The 17,971-nt window shown below is 65.5% G+C and carries 16 protein-coding genes; 4 read left to right on the top strand and 12 right to left on the bottom strand.

The window, feature by feature from the left end:
- Positions 1 to 327: 327 nt before the first annotated feature.
- From ACZLIB_RS04245 to ACZLIB_RS04235, 3 genes are all read right to left on the bottom strand, one after another.
- Complete coding sequence (locus tag ACZLIB_RS04245; protein WP_478469229.1) at positions 328 to 942, bottom strand: RluA family pseudouridine synthase; 615 nt, start codon at positions 940 to 942, stop codon at positions 328 to 330.
- 121 nt (positions 943 to 1,063) lie between these two features.
- Positions 1,064 to 2,050 carry a malate dehydrogenase gene (locus ACZLIB_RS04240; RefSeq protein WP_004153634.1) on the bottom strand — a complete coding sequence of 329 codons (987 nt, stop codon included), beginning with the start codon at positions 2,048 to 2,050 and terminating at the stop codon, positions 1,064 to 1,066.
- Between the two features lie 118 nt (positions 2,051 to 2,168).
- The gene (locus tag ACZLIB_RS04235) at positions 2,169 to 2,660 is read right to left on the bottom strand and encodes a peptidylprolyl isomerase (RefSeq protein ID WP_004153629.1); all 492 of its coding nucleotides are present in this window, start codon (positions 2,658 to 2,660) and stop codon (positions 2,169 to 2,171) included.
- Positions 2,661 to 2,933: 273 nt separating this feature from the next.
- Here ACZLIB_RS04235 and typA point away from each other — a divergent pair, with 273 nt between their 5' ends.
- The 3 genes from typA to ACZLIB_RS04220 are packed head-to-tail and all read left to right on the top strand — an operon-like array spanning position 2,934 to position 6,924.
- Positions 2,934 to 4,781: a translational GTPase TypA gene (gene typA, locus ACZLIB_RS04230; RefSeq protein WP_032129766.1), complete on the top strand. Its 1,848-nt coding sequence runs from the start codon at positions 2,934 to 2,936 to the stop codon at positions 4,779 to 4,781.
- Between the two features lie 11 nt (positions 4,782 to 4,792).
- A complete protein-coding gene (locus ACZLIB_RS04225) occupies positions 4,793 to 5,260 on the top strand; it encodes a DUF2127 domain-containing protein (RefSeq protein WP_049422416.1) in 468 nt (155 codons plus the stop codon).
- 41 nt (positions 5,261 to 5,301) lie between these two features.
- On the top strand, positions 5,302 to 6,924 hold the full coding sequence (locus tag ACZLIB_RS04220) for an amidase (RefSeq protein WP_149909486.1): 1,623 nt from the start codon (positions 5,302 to 5,304) through the stop codon (positions 6,922 to 6,924).
- Between the two features lie 27 nt (positions 6,925 to 6,951).
- Here ACZLIB_RS04220 and ACZLIB_RS04215 read toward each other — a convergent pair whose 3' ends face one another.
- Together ACZLIB_RS04215 and ACZLIB_RS04210 are read right to left on the bottom strand one after the other, a co-directional pair.
- Positions 6,952 to 8,094 (bottom strand): mechanosensitive ion channel family protein, encoded by a 1,143-nt coding sequence (locus tag ACZLIB_RS04215; RefSeq protein ID WP_107432233.1) that lies wholly within the window; start codon positions 8,092 to 8,094, stop codon positions 6,952 to 6,954.
- A gap of 641 nt (positions 8,095 to 8,735) precedes the next feature.
- The gene (locus tag ACZLIB_RS04210) at positions 8,736 to 10,127 is read right to left on the bottom strand and encodes a class II 3-deoxy-7-phosphoheptulonate synthase (protein ID WP_088024554.1); all 1,392 of its coding nucleotides are present in this window, start codon (positions 10,125 to 10,127) and stop codon (positions 8,736 to 8,738) included.
- 217 nt (positions 10,128 to 10,344) lie between these two features.
- On the opposite strand from ACZLIB_RS04210, the gene ACZLIB_RS04205 reads away from it, so the two are divergent.
- Positions 10,345 to 12,465 (top strand): TonB-dependent receptor, encoded by a 2,121-nt coding sequence (locus ACZLIB_RS04205; RefSeq protein WP_478469227.1) that lies wholly within the window; start codon positions 10,345 to 10,347, stop codon positions 12,463 to 12,465.
- A gap of 64 nt (positions 12,466 to 12,529) precedes the next feature.
- On the opposite strand, the gene ACZLIB_RS04200 is transcribed toward ACZLIB_RS04205, so the two are convergent.
- The 7 genes from ACZLIB_RS04200 to secY form a co-directional block, all read right to left on the bottom strand.
- The gene (locus tag ACZLIB_RS04200) at positions 12,530 to 13,036 is read right to left on the bottom strand and encodes a disulfide bond formation protein B (RefSeq protein WP_010483974.1); all 507 of its coding nucleotides are present in this window, start codon (positions 13,034 to 13,036) and stop codon (positions 12,530 to 12,532) included.
- Between the two features lie 185 nt (positions 13,037 to 13,221).
- On the bottom strand, positions 13,222 to 13,605 hold the full coding sequence (rplQ, locus tag ACZLIB_RS04195; RefSeq protein ID WP_005408217.1) for a 50S ribosomal protein L17: 384 nt from the start codon (positions 13,603 to 13,605) through the stop codon (positions 13,222 to 13,224).
- 191 nt (positions 13,606 to 13,796) lie between these two features.
- Positions 13,797 to 14,795, bottom strand: coding sequence for a DNA-directed RNA polymerase subunit alpha (locus ACZLIB_RS04190; RefSeq protein ID WP_010483975.1), 999 nt, complete (start codon positions 14,793 to 14,795; stop codon positions 13,797 to 13,799).
- Between the two features lie 55 nt (positions 14,796 to 14,850).
- Entirely contained in the window at positions 14,851 to 15,480 is a 630-nt protein-coding gene (gene rpsD / locus ACZLIB_RS04185) for a 30S ribosomal protein S4 (protein ID WP_004145446.1), read from the bottom strand.
- A gap of 15 nt (positions 15,481 to 15,495) precedes the next feature.
- Positions 15,496 to 15,885, bottom strand: a complete 390-nt coding sequence (gene rpsK, locus ACZLIB_RS04180) for a 30S ribosomal protein S11 (RefSeq protein ID WP_004145443.1) — start codon at positions 15,883 to 15,885, stop codon at positions 15,496 to 15,498.
- A gap of 11 nt (positions 15,886 to 15,896) precedes the next feature.
- The gene (gene rpsM, locus ACZLIB_RS04175; protein WP_004154500.1) at positions 15,897 to 16,253 is read right to left on the bottom strand and encodes a 30S ribosomal protein S13; all 357 of its coding nucleotides are present in this window, start codon (positions 16,251 to 16,253) and stop codon (positions 15,897 to 15,899) included.
- 347 nt (positions 16,254 to 16,600) lie between these two features.
- Positions 16,601 to 17,968 (bottom strand): preprotein translocase subunit SecY, encoded by a 1,368-nt coding sequence (secY, locus tag ACZLIB_RS04170; RefSeq protein WP_005408215.1) that lies wholly within the window; start codon positions 17,966 to 17,968, stop codon positions 16,601 to 16,603.
- Positions 17,969 to 17,971: the final 3 nt, after the last annotated feature.

Raw genomic sequence — 17,971 nt, 5'->3', positions numbered from 1 at the left:
GACCAAGGTCGACACCTACCAACAGCCGCGCGAAACAAAGCCGCAGTTACCAACAGCCGCGGGAACCTGTCGAAGGTGGGACGGTGTCGGAGTGCGGGGTGTCAGCCGCATGGGCCCGAGGCATGCCTCGGGCGGGTTGGGTAGGACGCCCAACCCCGGTCTTGCCGTGTGCGCAGGACAGCGCACACGAGCAAGCGGCTGCCAAGCCTACAGGGACGTACTTGCGGCGTCCCCGCACTCCGACACCGTCCCGCCAACCCACGGATAGCCCGCTTCTGACGTTGACGTTGATTCTGCAGGTGCAGGGCTGCAAGCCCTGCCGAACCCCTAGAACGGAGTCGCGGACTCGAACGCGAGCGCCTCGCCCGTCACTGGATGGGTGAACCGCAGGCTGCGCGCATGCAGGTGCACGCGTAGCGCCGGTGCTGCACCGTACAGCACGTCACCGACGATGGGATGACCGAGACTGGCCATGTGCAGGCGCAGCTGATGGCTGCGGCCAGTGATCGGCTCCAACGCCACCCGGGTGTGCTTCGCCTCAACATCACGGGCCAGTACGCGCCAGCGGGTCAACGCCGGCTTGCCACGCTCATGGTCGACCATCTGCTTCGGCCGGTTCGGCCAGTCCACGATCAACGGCAGGTCCACTTCGCCGGCATCGCCTTCAAGCAGCCCCTCCACGATCGCTTCGTAACGCTTGCCAACCTGGCGCTGCTCGAACTGCATCGACAACGCCACCTGCATGTCCTTGCCGCGCGCATGCAGCAGCAGGCCGGAGGTCACCTGGTCCAGGCGGTGCACGGTCAGTGCATCCGGGTACAGCGCCTGCAGGCGCGCGACCACGCAGTCCTGGTTCTCGGCGCTGCGGCCAGGCACGGACAGCAGGCCGGCCGGCTTCTCGGCCACCAGCAGCGCGTCGTCGATGTAATGCAGGTGGATCATCAGTTCCTGTATTCCTCAAACAGCAACGGGGAAGCCTGAGCTTCCCCGTTGCTGCGTGCCGGCCAACGGCCGGCACCTACCTCGATGGAAGACGTACCGGCCGGAGCCGGTACCGCCTGCATCAGCCCAGCAGGTGGGCGACGCCGGCGCGCTCTTCTTCCAGCTCGGCCAGGGTCTTGTCGATGTACTTCTGGCTGAAGTCGTCGATCGGCAGATCCTTGACCAGGGTGTACTTGCCGTTCTCAGTGGTCACGGCGAAGCCGAAGATCACGCCTTCCGGAATGCCGTAGGAACCGTCGGACGGCACGCCCATGGTGACCCACTTGCCGTTGCTGCCCAGCACCCAGTCACGCACGTGGTCGATGGCTGCGTTGGCGGCCGAAGCAGCCGAGGACGAGCCACGGGCTTCGATGATCGCCGCGCCGCGCTTGCCGACGGTCGGGATGAAGGTGTTGGCGTTCCACTCCTGGTCGTTGATCGCATCGGCGATCGACGCACCATCGGCGGTGGCGAAACGGTAGTCCGGGTACATGGTCGGGCTGTGGTTGCCCCACACGACCAGCTTCTCCATGCCACCGACCGGCTTGCCGAGCTTGGTCGACAGCTGGCTCAGCGCGCGGTTGTGGTCCAGGCGCAGCATGGCGGTGAAGTTCTCCGGCTTCAGGTCCGGGGCCGACTTCATCGCGATGTAGGCGTTGGTGTTGGCCGGGTTACCGACCACCAGCACCTTCACGTCACGGCTGGCGACCTTGTTCAGCGCCGCGCCCTGGGCGGTGAAGATCTTGGCGTTTTCCAGCAGCAGGTCCTTGCGCTCCATGCCCGGGCCACGCGGACGCGCGCCGACCAGCAGGGCGATGTCGGCGTCCTTGAACGCGACTTCGGCATCATCGGTGCCGACCATGCCGGCCAGCAGCGGGAAGGCGCAGTCTTCCAGCTCCATCATCACGCCCTTCAGGGCGGCCTGGGCCTTGTCCACCGGCAGTTCCAGCAGCTGCAGGATGACCGGCTGGTCCTTGCCCAGCATTTCGCCGGAGGCGATGCGGAACAGCAGGGCATAACCGATCTGGCCGGCGGCGCCGGTCACGGCAACACGAACGGGTGCTTTCATGGGGGTTTCCTCTTGCTTGCAAGCGTTTGATGGGACGCCGCGGGCGTGGCCACGCAGGCCTGGCGGGCGGCGGGGAACAGGGAAACGGCCACCCGAGGGTGGCCGTTTCGAAGGGGGATCAGGCGGCGAGGTGCTTGTTCCACTCCGCGACGCGCTCGGCCTGGGCGGCCAGCACGGCGTCGACGTCGCCTTCCAGGGTGATCGAATGGATCACGTCGCCCTGCTTGACCGAATCGACGATGGCCTGGCCTTCCAGGACCTTGCCGAAGACGGTGTGGCGGCCGTCCAGCCAGTCGGTCTTGATGTGGGTGATGAAGAACTGGCTGCCGTTGGTGTTCGGGCCGGCGTTGGCCATCGACAGCGAGCCGACCTCGTGCTTCACGCCATTCTTCTCGTCTTCGAACTTGTAGCCCGGGCCGCCGGTGCCACGACCCTGCGGGCAGCCGCCCTGGATCATGAAGTCGGCGATCACGCGGTGGAAGATCAGGCCGTCATAGAAACCGTGCTTGACCAGGTTCACGAAGTTGGCCACGGTCAGCGGCGCCTTGTCGGCGAACAGCTCGACCTTGATCGGGCCCTGGGTGGTGTCGAAAGTGGCGATGAGGGACATGAAGATCCTTGATGCAGAGGGGAACGCGTCTAGCCACCTAGTTTACACCTGCCTCGTGGCGGCGGCGGCTTCGACCATGGGCGCAGATCCGGGCTTCAGCCACGGGACGGGGTGCCCCGCGGTGCAGGCCAGGCGGCCTCGACCGGCGCCGCGGCCCCCCAGCTGAATGGGCCCCATGACGGGTGTGAAATCCACCTTTTCGCGAATCGTCAAGTTCGACGTATAATGTTGGACTTCTTTTTCCAAATCCGGCGCCGACTGGCCCCCTTTCGTATGTCCATCGAAAATCTTCGCAACATCGCCATCGTCGCCCACGTCGACCATGGCAAGACCACCCTGGTCGACCAGCTGCTGAAGCAGTCCGGCACCCTGTCCGAGCGTACCGTCCTCGCCGAGCGCGTGATGGACAGCAACGACCAGGAAAAGGAACGCGGCATCACCATCCTGGCCAAGAACACCGCCATCACCTGGGAAGACAAGAAGACCGGTATCAAGAACCGGATCAACATCGTCGACACCCCCGGCCACGCCGACTTCGGTGGTGAGGTCGAGCGCGTGCTGTCGATGGTCGACACCGTGCTGATCCTGGTCGATGCGATGGACGGCCCGATGCCGCAGACCCGCTTCGTGACCCAGAAGGCCTTCGCGATGGGCTTCAAGCCGATCGTCGTGGTCAACAAGGTCGACCGTCCGGGCGCCCGTCCGGAATGGGTGATCGACCAGGTCTTCGACCTGTTCGACAAGCTCGGCGCCACCAACGAGCAGCTGGACTTCCCGATCGTCTACGCCTCCGGCCTGAACGGCTACGCCGGCCTGGAAGACACCGTGCGCGACGGCGACATGACCCCGCTGTACGAAGCGATCATGCAGCACGCGCCGCGTCCGGAAGTGGACCCGGAAGGCCCGTTCCAGATGCGCATCAGCCAGCTGGACTACAACAACTTCGTGGGCGTGATCGGCATCGGCCGCATCCAGCGCGGCACCCTGAAGAAGAACATGCAGGTCGCGGTCATCGACCGTGAAGGCAAGAAGCGCAACGGCAAGGTGCTGCAGGTGCTGGGCTTCATGGGCCTGGAGCGCATCGAGCAGGATACCGCCGAGGCCGGCGACATCGTGGCCATCTCCGGCATCCAGGAGCTGACCATCTCCGACACCATCTGCGCTCCGGACACCCCGGAAGCGCTGCCGGCGCTGACCGTCGACGAGCCGACCATCTCGATGACCTTCCAGGTCAACAACTCGCCGTTCGCCGGCAACAAGGACCTGTCCGGTGGCAAGTTCCTGACCAGCCGCCAGATCAAGGACCGCCTGGACCGTGAAAAGGTCCACAACGTGGCCCTGAAGGTCGAGCAGCTGGAAGACGCCGACAAGTTCCTGGTCTCGGGCCGTGGCGAGCTGCACCTGTCGGTGCTGATCGAGAACATGCGTCGCGAAGGCTACGAGCTGGCCGTGTCGCGCCCGGAAGTGATCATCAAGGAAATCGACGGCCAGATGATGGAGCCGATCGAGCAGCTGGTGGTGGACATCGAAGAAATCCACCAGGGCGGCGTGATGGAAAAGCTGGGCACCCGCAAGGGCCAGCTGAAGAACATGGAATCGGACGGCAAGGGCCGTGTGCGTCTGGAGTACTCGATCCCGGCCCGTGGCCTGATCGGTTTCCAGAACGAGTTCAAGACCCTGACCCAGGGTTCGGGCCTGCTGTTCCACGTGTTCGACCACTACGGCCCGAAGGAACAGGGCGCGATCGCCAAGCGCATCAACGGCGTGATGATCGCCAATGCGCCGGGCACCACGCCGGCCTACTCGCTGGGCCCGCTGCAGGAACGCGGCAAGCTCTTCGCTGCTGAAGGCGACAACGTGTATGAAGGTCAGCTGGTCGGCATCCACTCCAAGGACAACGACCTGACCGTCAACGCGATCAAGACCAAGCCGCTGACCAACATGCGCGCTTCGGGCAAGGACGATGCGATCCAGCTGACCCCGGCGATCAAGTACTCGCTGGAACAGGCCCTGGACTTCATCGAAGACGACGAGCTGGTCGAGATCACCCCGAAGGAGATCCGTCTGCGCAAGAAGTTCCTGACCGAAAGCGACCGCAAGAAGGCTTCGCGCGGCGGCTGAGCCAGCACCCCGTGAACCTGAGCGGCTACAACCCGGATCCACACCGGCATCCGGGTCTCCATGTCATCGCCCTGCTCGAAGCGAGCAAGGCGATGCTGGCGCTGTTGGCCGCCACCGGGCTGGAAGTGCTCGGACCGCAGCCGCTACGGCACGGCATCATGGCCCTGATCCGGCGTTTCAGCCTGGATCCGGACCATGGCACCCTGCCCTCGCTGCTGCACATGATCAGCCCCGACGCGGTCCACCTGGCCGCGGCGGGGATGATCGGCTACGGCCTGCTGCACCTGGTCGAAGCCTGGGGCCTGTGGCGGGCCAAGGCCTGGGCCTCCTGGCTGGGCTGCCTGACCGCCGCCCTGTACCTGCCTTTCGACATCTTCGCGATCATCCGCCACCCCGGCTGGCCGTCGTGGACGATCCTGGCGATCAACCTGATCGTGGTCTACGTGCTCGCCCGCGACCTGCGCAAGCGCCACCGCTGAGCACCGGCTACACTGGGGATTGGAGCCGACCAAGCCGCCCCATGCGCCCGTCCTTGCCGCCTCTGCTGACCTGCCTGCTCGCCGCGCTGCCGGCGCTGCTTTCGGCTGGCTGCAGCCCGGCCACGCCCAGCGCGCATGCGGCCGAACCTGCGAGCCGCAACGTGCCGTTCCCGTACGCCGAAACCGATGTCGCCGACCTGCAGGCGCGGATGACCGCCGGGGAACTGGACAGCACCACCCTGACCCAGGCCTACCTGCAGCGCATCGCCGCGCTGGACCGTACCGGGCCGCGCCTGCGCGCGGTGATCGAGCTCAACCCCGATGCCTTGAAGGAAGCCGCCGCGCGCGACCGCGAACGCCGTGACGGCCGCCTGCGCGGCCCGCTGCATGGCATTCCCCTGCTGTTGAAGGACAACATCAACGCCGCGCCGATGGCCACCAGTGCGGGTTCGCTGGCCCTGCAGGGCTTCCGTCCGGACGATGCCTACCTGGTGCGCCGGCTGCGCGACGCCGGTGCGGTGGTGCTGGGCAAGACCAACCTCAGCGAATGGGCCAACTTCCGCGGCAATGATTCGATCTCCGGCTGGAGCGCGCGTGGTGGCCAGACCCGCAACCCCTATCGCATCAGCCATTCGCCGTGTGGTTCCAGCAGCGGCAGCGCGGTGGCCGTGGCCGCCAACCTGGCCAGCGTGGCGATCGGCACCGAAACCGACGGCAGCATCGTCTGCCCGGCGGCGATCAACGGCGTGGTCGGCCTGAAGCCGACGGTCGGCCTGGTCAGCCGCGACGGCATCATCCCGATCTCCTTCAGCCAGGACACTGCCGGGCCGATGGCACGCAGCGTCGCCGACGCTGCCGCCGTGCTGACCGCGATCGCCGGCCGCGACGATGCCGATCCGGCCACCGCGACCATGCCCGGCCGCGCGGTCTACGACTACACCGCGCGACTGGACCCGCAGGGCCTGCGCGGCAAGCGCATCGGCCTGCTGCAGACACCGCTGCTGAAGTACCGTGGCATGCCGCCACTGATCGAACAGGCGGCGACCGAGCTGCGCCGCGCCGGCGCCGTGGTGGTGCCGGTGGAGCTGCCCAACCAGGGCGCCTGGGCCGAGGCCGAGCGCACGCTGCTGCTGTACGAATTCAAGGCCGGGCTGGAGCGCTATTTCAGCACCCACCGCGCACCATTGCGCAGCCTGGCCGAACTGATCGCCTTCAACCAGGCGCACAGCAAGCAGGAACTGGGCCTGTTCGGCCAGGAGCTGCTGGTGGAGGCCGATGCCACCGCCGGCCTGGCCGACCCCGCCTATATCCGCGCCCGCAGCGATGCGCGCCGGCTGGCCGGCCCGGAAGGCATCGATGCTGCCCTCGCCGCCCACCAGCTCGATGCGCTGGTGGCGCCGACCACCGGCGTGGCATGGCCGATCCGCAGCGAAGGCGACGACTTCCCCGGTGAAAGCTACAGCGCCGCCGCCGTGGCCGGCTATCCCAGCCTCACCGTGCCGATGGGGCAGATCGATGGTCTGCCGGTCGGTCTGCTGTTCATGGGCACCGCCTGGAGCGAGCCGAAGCTGATCGAGATGGCCTACGCCTACGAACAGCGCACGCGCGCACGGCGCCCGCCACACTTCGATACCGACGCACTGATCGACGCTGGCGAGCCGTGATCCGGTAGTGCCGGCCAGCGGCCGGCGCTACCGTCCGGGTTCCGGCTCCACCGGCACGATCGCCGCCTCACCATCTTCAGCACCCGGCGAACGCACATCCGCGGTGCGTGCACGTGGACCACGCGGCATATCCAGCTCATCTTCGTGTTGCAGCCGCGCACGCACCTGCGGCAGCGACTGCGGATGCTCGCGCGCCAGGAAATCGAGCATGCGCTCGCGCACCAGACAACGCAGATCGAAGGCATCGCCCGAGCTGCGCGCGCTGACCAGCAGGCGCACCTGGATCGCACGCTCGCTGGTCTCGGTCACCTGGGTCACGCAGACCCGGCCATCCCACAGCGCTTCGCCACGGCAGATGCGTTCCAGCTCAGCGCGGATCGCGGCAATCGGCGCACGGTAGTCCAACCACAGGAAGGCGGTGCCGAGCAGGTCGGCGCTGCGCCGCGTCCAGTTCTGGAACGGGTTTTCGATGAACCAGGTCAGCGGCACCACCATCCGTCGCTCATCCCAGATGCGCACCACCACATAGCTGCTGCCGATCTCCTCGATGCGGCCCCACTCGCCCTCGACGATCACCACGTCATCCAGCCGGATCGGCTGCGTCACCGCAATCTGCAGGCCAGCGATCAGGTTGCCGAACACCGGCTTGGCCGCGATACCCGCCACCAGGCCGATCAGGCCTGCCGATGCCAGCAGCGCGGTGCCGATCTTCTGCACCATCGGGAAGGTCAACAGCACCAGCGACGCGCCCAGCACGATGATGCCGCCCATCAGCACGCGGCTGAGCACCCGCGTCTGGGTCTGGATGCGGCGCGCCTCCAGGTTGTCGGCAACATCGATGGGATGGCTGCGCAGGATCGCGCGCTCGCCCGCCGCCACCGCGCGTACCAGCAACCAGATGAAGCACGCGGTCAGCGCGATGTGCAGCACATGCTGCAGGTTGCCCAGCACCGGATCCTGTAGCGGCGTGGCCTGCAATGCGGGAATCAACAACAGCAGCGGCCATGCGGTGGCCAGTGGCAACCCGAGCACGCGACCGATGCGTGCACGCCGGCGATCACGCCCTTTCAATCGATGGTAGATCCAGAGGATCAGCCACGCGCCGATGCCACCCACTACTGCTGCCAATCCCAACGGCCATGCGTAGGCCTGTGCGCTTTGCCAGTGCACCGTTGCCACCTCCACTCGAACAGCAGGCGGACAGCCTCGCGCATGGCGCATGAGCGTCACGTCAGTCGTTCGTAAGGAGGGTGTTGGTCGGCAGGGCTTGCAGCCCTGCACCTGCTGCGAGCCGAAGCAACAGCAACAGCAACAGCCGAAGCAGAAGCGGGTTTCCTGTGGGGTGGCGGGGCGGGTCCGGTTGCGGGGGACGCCGTAAACCCATCCATGGAGGCTCGGTCGCGCCATCCATGGCGCTCACGCCCCCGCAACCGGACCCACCCCGCCTTCGACAGATCTCTGGGATCTGCAGTAGATCCACGCCATGCGTGGATGAATCCCCATCGGAATCGAATATCTCGAATTGGAATCGAAATGCATCCACGCATGGCGTGGATCCAGCGTGTCGACCAAGGTCGACACCTACCAACAGCCGCCGGAATCTGTCAGAGGCGGGGCGGTGTGGGTAGGCAGGACCGTTGGCGCCATGGATGGCGCCATCGAGCCCCCATGGATGGGTTTACGGCGTGTCCTGACTACCCACACCGCCCCGCCATCCCACGGAATATCCGCTTCTGTCGTTGCTGTTGAGGTTGCCGGCCAGCGGCCGGCACTACAGCAGGTGCAGGGCTGCAAGCCCTGCCGAAAAACCCTTACCGCACTTGCTCCTGCTTGCGCACGATCGCCATCGCGATCTCCAGCGACTGCTCGTAGTTCAACCGCGGGTCCACCGTCGAACGGTAGGCGCGCTCCAGGTCACGTTCGGTCAGTTCGCGCGCGCCACCGGTGCACTCGGTCACGTCTTCGCCGGTCAGCTCCAGGTGCACACCGCCCAGTCGCGTACCTGCGGCCGCGTGCAGATCGAACGACATCTCCACTTCGCCACGCACGTTGTCGAAGCGGCGTGTCTTGAAACCATTGGCAGTGCTTTCGGTGTTGCCATGCATCGCATCGCACACCCACAGCACGCGGCGGCCATCGCGCTTGACCGCATCCAGCAGCGGCGGCAGCTTCTCGGCGATCTGCGCTGCACCCATGCGGTGAATGAAGCTCAGTCGACCCGGCTCGTCATGCGGGTTGAGCACATCAATCAGGCGCAGCAGCTGGTCCGGCGTCACCGATGGGCCGACCTTGATCGCGATAGGGTTGCGTACGCCACGCAGGTATTCCACGTGCGCGCCATCGAGAGCGGCCGTGCGCATGCCGATCCACGGGTAGTGCGTGCTCAGGTTCAACCAGCCCTGCTGGCGCGGCACCTGCCGGGTCAACGCCTGTTCGTAGGGCAGCAGCAGCGCTTCGTGCGACGTGTAGAAGTCGATGCGGTTGAGGTTGTGCACGCGGGCCCCGGCCAGGGTCTCCATGAAGTGCACCGCATCGCCGATCGACGCCACCATCTTCTGGTACTCGGCAGCCAGCGGCGAATGCCGCACCCACTCCAGGTTCCAGTACTCGGGGTGGTGCAGGTCGGCGAAACCGCCGTCGATCAGCGCACGCACGAAGTTCATGGTCATCGCCGAGTGCGCGTGGGCCTGCAGCATCCGCTTCGGATCCGGCAGCCGTGCCGCTTCGGTGAAGGCCGGCGCGTTGATGACATCACCGCGGTAGCTGGGCAGGGTCACGCCGTCGCGGGTCTCGGTATCGGCCGAACGTGGCTTGGCGTACTGGCCGGCGAAACGGCCGACGCGGATCACCGGCTGGCGCAGGCCATGCACCAGCACCAGGCTCATCTGCAGCAGCACCTTCAGCCGGTTGGAAATGGTGCCCGATTCGCAGTCGCTGAAGTTCTCCGCGCAGTCGCCGCCCTGCAGCAGGAAGCGCTTGCCTTCCTGCGCCTCGGCCAGCTGCTGCTTCAGTGCCAGGATTTCCCACGACGTGACCAGCGGCGGCAGCCGCTTCAGTTCGTGCAGGGCGGCGTCCAGCGCCACCGGGTCCGGGTAGGTCGGCATCTGCAGCGCGGTCTTGCCACGCCAGCTCTCCGGCGACCAGGCAGCGCCAGCGGCGGTCGCGGCAGGATCGGGGACAGGCGAAACGGCGGACAGGCTCATTGCAGACTTCCGGAGGTGGGGGGCGTTCATGGTCGCAGAGCGGACCGCTGTCGCAAAGGGTCGAACATCGTCTGCACATGACTGAACGCCGGGGAAAGCGCATCGCGATTGGCCAGAAGCGGCATGCCCACGGCCAGCCGGACAGGCGCATGATTCGCCACGCACTGTTACGAAGTAACACTCAATCCCCACTGGCCCCTTCCACAGCCTATCCGCCATGAAGCCCTCCCTGCTCGCTACCGGCATCACCTTCGCCCTGACCCTGGCCAACCTCCCCTCCCTCGCCCTGGCTGCCGATGTGGCCCCGGTGAAGGATCTCGATACCGTCACCGTCAGTGCCCAGCTCGACCAGGCCCGCAACGCGTTGTCGCCGGACATCGGCAGCAGCCAGTACCAGATCACCGCCGAGGACATCCAGAAGCAGCCGCTGGGCGCCTCCGCGCCGCTCAGCCAGGTGCTGCTGCAGGCACCCGGTGTGGTCCAGGATTCCTATGGCGGCGTGCACGTGCGCGGCGACCACGCCAACCTGCAGTACCGGATCAACGGCGTGTTGCTGCCCGAGTCGATTTCCGGCTTCGGCCAGACCCTGGATGCGCGCACGATCAAGAGCATCCGCCTGATGGACGGCGCGTTGCCGGCGCAGTTCGGCGAGCGCACCGCGGCGGTGGTCGACATCACCACCCGCAATGGCGCCGAGCTGGGCAACGGTGGCAGCGCCGGACTGACCACCGGCTCGTTCGGCAAGGTGAACCCGAATGCCTCCTGGTGGGGCAACCAGGGACGCTGGAGCTGGTTCCTGACCGGCAACTACGACCAGAACGAAGTCGGCCTGGAGAATCCGACCAACTCGCGCAAGCCGCTGCACGACGATACCCACCAGGGCAAGGCGTTCGCCGACCTGACCTACCTGGTCAACGACAACACCCGCCTGAGCGTGTTCGCCGGCTTCGCCAACAACCGTTTCCAGATCCCGGTCAATCCGGGCCAGACTCCACAGTTCGGCTATCTCGATACCACCACGTTCGATTCCAGCCAGCTGGATGAGACCCAGCGCGAGATCACCCGCTTCGGCATGCTGGTACTGCAGGGCACGCTGGGCAGCACCGCCTACCAGCTGTCCGCCGGGCAGCGCTACAGCGATGCAGCGTTCAACCCGGACGTCGTCGGCGATCTGGTGTTCAGTGGCGTCGCCTCGCAGGTGCAGCGCAGCAACCGTGCCAACACCCTGCAGGCCGACTTCTCCACACCACTGGGCAACGACCACACGCTGCGCTACGGCTTGTACGGCAACTACGAGAACGCACGGGCCAGCAGCAACACCTGGGTGTTCCCGGTTGATGACGGCGGCCAGCAATCCAGCACCACGCCGCTGCTGATTCCTGACCACAGCGCCTTCCATGCCAGCACGCTGGCGTTGTACGTACAGGATGAGTGGAAAATCGGCGACGACTGGACCGTCAACTACGGTCTGCGCGGTGACCGCTACAAGGCCTTCGGCCGCACCGAGGGCCAGCTCAGCCCGCGCGTGGGCGTGGTCTGGAATGCCAGCGACAGCACCACCGTGCATGCCGGCTATTCGCGCTATTTCACGCCACCGGCCAGTGAACTGATCGCCAGCAGCGACATCGCCCTGTACGACGGCACCACCAACCAGCAGCCCAGCGGTGGCAACAACACGCCGCTGGCCGAGCGCAGCGACTACTACGACATCGGCGTCTCGCAGCAACTGGGCGAACACCTGACCCTTGGACTGGATGCGTACGACCGCCGCGTCGCCCGCCTGCAGGACGAAGGCCAGTTCGGCGCCGCCTACATCTACTCGACCTTCAACTACCGCCGCGGACACATCCGTGGCCTGGAGTTCAGTGCCGACTACAGCAACGGCCCGTTCAGTGCCTACTTCAATGCGGCGCTGAACAAGGCCATCGGTACGGATGTCATCACCAGCCAGTACAACCTCGATCCCGAGGCGCTGTCCTATGTGGCCAACCACTGGATCCACCTGGACCACGACCAGAAGCTGACCTCGTCGGGTGGCCTCAGCTACGCCTTCGCCGGACACAACCGGATCGGGGCCAACTACGTGTTCGGCAGTGGCCTGCGTTCGGACATCGAGGGCGTACCCAACGGTGGCGAGCTGCCGTCCTACCTGCAGGTGAACCTCAGCGCCGGGCACGACTTCAACGTCGACAGCGGCCATCCACTGCATGTGCAGCTGGCGGTGATCAACGCGTTGGACCGCAGCTACCAGCTGCGCGATGGCGGTGGCGTCGGCGTGTTCGCCCCGCAATGGGGACCGCGCCGCGGCGCCTACCTGAGCCTGCAGCAGGATTTCTGAGATAGTGCCGGCCGCTGGCCGGCATTCCCGCGGTGTGCCGGCCAGCGGCCGGCACTACCCTGCTTCAGCGCTTGACCTTGCGCAGCGACACCACCAGCGCCCACAGCGCCAGCAGCACGAACCACACGCCCGACCACATCGGCATGGTCAGGCCCAGGAAGGTCCAGTCGATGTTGCCGCAGTTGCCGGTACCAGTCAGCACCGTGCGGAACACTTCCAGCGGCCCCATGGTTTCGCTCAGGAAGGCCAGCGGCGGGCCACAGGTGGACCCCATTTCCGGCGGCAGCATCTGCACGTAGACGTGGCGCGCGGCGATGCCCACGCCCACTGCGGCGGCAATGAACGCCAGCACGCCATAGGTCGCGCGTCCGGGGCGGTTGGACGGACCATGCAGTGCACCGATCAGGAACAGCAGGCCGAGCGCAGCGAAGGCCAGGCGCTGGAAGATGCACAGCGGACACGGCTCCAGGCCCATCTTCAGCTGCAGGAAGATCGCGTAGCCAAGCAGGCCCGCGCAGATCAGGAAGCCCAGGAAGAACTGGGCGCGGAAGGGCCAGCGCAGTGGATTCATCGTCAACGCTCGAATGGATCAGGCGCCAAGCGTAACCGAGAGTGCGCGCCATTCGAACCGCCACAGGTGACGCCTGTCGGAACGGTGTGGGTCAGAGCCCTGTCCTGCAGAAAGGGATCCGCCCCCGGAAACGCAAAAGCCCGGCAGAGGCCGGGCTTTCGCTGTGTCGCATTGGAGCGGTCCGATTACTCGGCCACTTCCTCGGCCACGACCGGACGGTCAACCAGCTCGACGTAGGCCATCGGCGCGTTGTCGCCAGCGCGGAAGCCACACTTCAGCAGACGCAGGTAGCCGCCCGGACGGTTCGCGTAGCGCGGGCCCAGGATGGTGAACAGGTTGCCCACGGCTTCGTTGTCGCGCAGGCGGGCGAAGGCCAGACGGCGGTTGGCGACGGAGTCGACCTTGGCCAGGGTGATCAGCGGCTCGGCAACGCGGCGCAGTTCCTTGGCCTTCGGCAGGGTGGTCTTGATCAGCTCGTGCTTGAACAGCGAGGCGGCCATGTTCTTGAACATCGCTTCGCGGTGGGCGCTGGTACGGCTGAACTTACGGCCAGACTTCTGGTGACGCATGGTGATATTCCTTGGTTAATGATGAGGCTGTGTGGATCGTTGTCGCCATCCTGGCGTTGCTGCGCGGACTGCGGTTGGTCCTGGCCACCCGTCCTGGACGACCTGCCGCGCGAACCTGGGGTTCGTCGTGGCATGGTGTGTTGCGTTGAAGGCCCCACCGCGAACGGTGGAGCCTTCAGGCATTACCGATATCAGCCCAGCATGCCGTGGCTGGCGACACCGGCCGGCGGCCAGTTCTCCAGCTTCATGCCGAGCGACAGGCCGCGCTGAGCCAGCACTTCCTTGATCTCGGTGAGCGACTTCTTGCCCAGGTTCGGGGTCTTCAGCAGCTCCACTTCGGTCTTCTGGATCAGATCGCCGATGTAGTAGATGCTTTCAGCCTTCAGGCAGTTGGCCGAACGCACGGTCAGCTCCAGATCGTCGATCGGGCGCAGCAGCACCGGATCCACGCCGTTGTTGGCCGGCTTGGCTGCACCGCGGTCGCGGTGGGTGAAGTCACCGAACACCGACAGCTGGTCGCTGAGGATGTCGGCGGCGGTGCGCACGGCTTCCTCGGCGTCGATGGTGCCGTTGGTCTCGATATCGATGACCAGCTTGTCCAGGTCGGTACGCTGTTCGACGCGGGCCGCTTCCACGGCATAGGCGACGCGGCGGACCGGCGAGAACGAGGCATCCAGGACCAGACGGCCGATGGCACGGGTTTCTTCGTCCGGACGACGACGCGCGGCAGCCGGCTGGTAGCCGAAACCACGTTCGATCTTCAGACGCATGTTGATCGCCGTATCCTTGGTCAGGTGGCAGATCACGTGTTCGCCGTTCAGGATCTCCACATTGTGGTCGACCTTGATGTCGGCAGCGGTGACAACGCCCGGGCCCTGCTTGGACAGGGACAGGGTGGCGCTGTCGCCGGAGTGCATACGGATGGCCACGTCCTTGAGGTTCAGCAGGACTTCGAGCACGTCCTCCTGCAGACCTTCGACCGTGGTGTACTCATGCAACACGCCGTCGATTTCGACTTCCGTGATGGCGAAGCCCGGGATGGACGACAGCAGCACGCGACGCAGGGCATTACCCAGCGTATGCCCGTAACCCCGCTCCAAAGGTTCGATAACGACCTTTGCACGGGTGTCGGTAAGGCGTTCGATCTGCGGACCGCGAGGACGCAGAACCTGGTTGGCGGTAACCGTCATGTTGCGGGTTCTCCTAGTGAACCCCCGGCCGTCGCCGGGGGCTCTCCAATGTGAATTACTTCGAATACAGCTCGACGATCAGCGCTTCGTTGATGTCCGCAGGCAGATCCGAACGATCCGGAACAGCCTTGAAGATGCCGGTGAACTTGCCGGAATCCACTTCAACCCACGACGGGCTCAGGTCATGCTGGGCGGCGACGGTCAGGGCTTCCTGGACGCGCAGCTGCTTGGCAGCCTTTTCAGACAGAGCGATGGCGTCGCCAGCCTTGACCTGGTACGAAGCCAGGTTGACCGACTTGCCATTCACGGTGACGCCGCGGTGCGACACCAGCTGACGGGCAGCCGGACGGGTCACGGCGAAGCCCATGCGGTAGACGACGTTGTCCAGGCGGGTTTCCAGCAGCTGCAGCAGGTTCTCGCCGGTGTTGCCCTTCTTGGTCGAGGCCTTCTTGTAGTAGTTGCGGAACTGACGCTCCAGCAGGCCGTAGATACGCTTGACCTTCTGCTTTTCACGCAGCTGGGTGGCGTAGTCGGACAGCTTGCCCTTGCGGGCAGTGGCGCCGTGCTGGCCGGGCTTCTGCTCCAGCTTGCACTTCGAGTCCAGCGCACGCGCCGGGCTCTTCAGGGACAGGTCGGCGCCTTCGCGACGGGCGAGCTTACAGGTAGGACCGATATAACGAGCCATTTCTTATCGCTCCCTTTAGACGCGACGCTTCTTCGGCGGACGGCACCCGTTGTGCGGGATAGGCGTCACGTCGATGATGTTGGTGATCTTGTAGCCGACGTTGTTCAACGAACGCACGGCCGACTCACGGCCCGGACCCGGGCCCTTGATGCGGACTTCCAGCGACTTCACGCCGTAGTCCAGCGCAGCACGACCGGCCTTTTCAGCAGCCACCTGGGCAGCGAACGGGGTCGACTTGCGCGAACCGCGGAAGCCAGCGCCACCGGAGGTCGCCCACGACAGAGCGTTGCCCTGGCGGTCGGTGATGGTGACGATGGTGTTGTTGAACGAAGCGTGGACGTGGGCAACGCCGTCGGTGACGACGCGCTTGATCTTCTTCTTGGTCTTAGCAGCGGGCTTAGCCATTTCTCAGTCCCTTACTTCTTGATCGCCTTGCGCGGACCCTTGCGGGTGCGGGCGTTGGTACGGGTGCGCTGGCCACGCAGCGGGAGGCCACGACGGTGACGCAGGCCGCGGTAGCAGCCCAGGTCCATCAGGCGCTTGATCGCGATGCCGATCTCACGGCGCAGATCGCCTTCCACGATGTACTTGCCGACTTCGGCGCGCAGGCGCTCGATTTCCGGCTCCGACAGATCGCGGATCTTGGTGGTCGAAGCAACGCCTGCGACTTCGCAGACCTTCTTCGAACGGGTACGGCCGATGCCGTAAATGCTTTGCAACCCGACCCAGACGTGCTTCTGGGCTGGCAGGTTGACGCCTGCAATACGCGCCATGACGCGGTTCTCCAGCTGAGTGATGGCCGACAGCGCGCCTCGGGCACGCCAATCCGGCAGGATGGATCAAAAAAGTGAACTACCGATACTAACAAGGTTCCGGTTTACATGGAAGCCCGTGAAACCATTGGTTTCATGAACCCGGCCTGGGGAGTGTGCCCAGGCTCCGGCGCCGGATGGGGTTGGACCTGGGGTTTCCCCCGGAGCCGCCCGCGCTACTCCAGCGCGGGACCACCTCATCACACCCCCACCCGGAACCGCTGCGGGGGCCGCCCTTCGTTTGTGTGGCCGGAGTCCGCGAAGCGGAGGGACCATCACGTCAGGAAGACGAAAGTATAACAGGCCAATCAGCCGCGGGCAAAACCGCCGCGGTTGCCGCCCTTCAGGTTGGCCTTCTTCAGCAGGCTCTCGTACTGGTGGGACATCAGGTGCGCCTGCACCTGGGCGATGAAGTCCATCACCACCACCACCACGATCAGCAGCGAAGTACCACCGAAGTAGAACGAGGCGTTCAGCTGCGTGCGCATCAGTTCCGGCAGCAGGCAGACGATCACCAGGTAGGCCGAGCCGGCCGCGGTCAGGCGGGTCAGCACGCCGTCGATGTAATCGGCAGTGGCCTTGCCCGGACGGATGCCCGGAATCAGCGCGCCCGACTTCTTCAGGTTGTCGGCGGTTTCCTGCGAGTTGAACACCAGCGCGGTATAGAAGAACGCGAAACCGGTGATCAGCGCAGCGAACACGATCATGTGCAGCGGCTCGCCCGGGCCGAGCGCGTTGGCGACCTTCTGCAGGACCTGGCCGAAGCTGCTCTGGTTGGCAGCCTGGCCGGACCACATGGCCAGGGTGGCCGGGAAGGCCAGCAGGCTCGAGGCGAAGATCGCCGGGATAACGCCGGCCATGTTGAGCTTCAGCGGCAGGAACGAGGTCTGGTTCATGTACGCGTTGCGACCGCCCTGGCGGCGCGCGTAGTTGACCGTGATCCGGCGCTGGCCACGCTCGACGAACACCACGAAGAAGGTGAAGGCGAGCACGACGATGGCGATCAGCAGCAGCTGGATGAACTGGATGTTGCCGTCGCGGTAGGCGTCGAAGGTGTGGATGATCGCACCCGGCAGGCCAGCGACGATACCGGCGAAGATGATCAGCGACACGCCGTTGCCGATGCCGCGTTCGGTGACCTGCTCACCGACCCACATCAGGAACATGGTGCCGGCGGTCAGCGCGACCACGGCGGTGAGCACGAAGCCCATGCCCGGCGCGTACACGACCGGAGCGCCCGACGGCGAGACCTGGCCCTGCAGGGCCAGTGCGATCGAGCCACCCTGCACCACTGCCAGCAGCACGGCGCCGATGCGCGAATACTGGGTGATCTTGCGGCGGCCGGACTCACCTTCCTTCTGCATCGCCTTCAGGGCGGGGAAGATGTGCACGGCCAGCTGCATCACGATCGATGCCGAAATGTACGGCATCACGTTCAGCGCGAAGATGCTGAAACGGTGCAGGGCGCCGCCCGAGAACATGTTGAACATGTCCACGATGCCGCCGCCCTGCTGTTGCATCATGGCAAGCATGGCATCGGGATTGACGCCCGGCACCGGCACGTAGCAGCCGATGCGATAGACGATCAAAGCCCCGACGACGAACAGCAAACGTTGGCGAAGTTCAGTGAACTTGCCCATTCCGCCCGCGAGGTTACCGATGCCAGCTTGCGCCATGAT

Source organism: Stenotrophomonas sp. 220_Sma, from assembly GCF_056487375.1.
This window is presented reverse-complemented; position numbering and strand designations above follow the sequence as displayed.

Bases quoted from the DNA above. Each gene is read 5' to 3' on its own strand.
- ACZLIB_RS04245 (WP_478469229.1), bottom strand. From the start codon at position 942: ATGATCCACCTGCATTACATCGACGACGCGCTGCTGGTGGCCGAGAAG.
- ACZLIB_RS04240 (WP_004153634.1), bottom strand. From the start codon at position 2,050: ATGAAAGCACCCGTTCGTGTTGCCGTGACCGGCGCCGCCGGCCAGATC.
- ACZLIB_RS04235 (WP_004153629.1), bottom strand. From the start codon at position 2,660: ATGTCCCTCATCGCCACTTTCGACACCACCCAGGGCCCGATCAAGGTC.
- typA (WP_032129766.1), top strand. From the start codon at position 2,934: ATGTCCATCGAAAATCTTCGCAACATCGCCATCGTCGCCCACGTCGAC.
- ACZLIB_RS04220 (WP_149909486.1), top strand. From the start codon at position 5,302: ATGCGCCCGTCCTTGCCGCCTCTGCTGACCTGCCTGCTCGCCGCGCTG.
- ACZLIB_RS04210 (WP_088024554.1), bottom strand. From the start codon at position 10,127: ATGAGCCTGTCCGCCGTTTCGCCTGTCCCCGATCCTGCCGCGACCGCC.
- ACZLIB_RS04205 (WP_478469227.1), top strand. From the start codon at position 10,345: ATGAAGCCCTCCCTGCTCGCTACCGGCATCACCTTCGCCCTGACCCTG.
- ACZLIB_RS04200 (WP_010483974.1), bottom strand. From the start codon at position 13,036: ATGAATCCACTGCGCTGGCCCTTCCGCGCCCAGTTCTTCCTGGGCTTC.
- rplQ (WP_005408217.1), bottom strand. From the start codon at position 13,605: ATGCGTCACCAGAAGTCTGGCCGTAAGTTCAGCCGTACCAGCGCCCAC.
- ACZLIB_RS04190 (WP_010483975.1), bottom strand. From the start codon at position 14,795: ATGACGGTTACCGCCAACCAGGTTCTGCGTCCTCGCGGTCCGCAGATC.
- rpsD (WP_004145446.1), bottom strand. From the start codon at position 15,480: ATGGCTCGTTATATCGGTCCTACCTGTAAGCTCGCCCGTCGCGAAGGC.
- rpsK (WP_004145443.1), bottom strand. From the start codon at position 15,885: ATGGCTAAGCCCGCTGCTAAGACCAAGAAGAAGATCAAGCGCGTCGTC.
- rpsM (WP_004154500.1), bottom strand. From the start codon at position 16,253: ATGGCGCGTATTGCAGGCGTCAACCTGCCAGCCCAGAAGCACGTCTGG.
- secY (WP_005408215.1), bottom strand. From the start codon at position 17,968: ATGGCGCAAGCTGGCATCGGTAACCTCGCGGGCGGAATGGGCAAGTTC.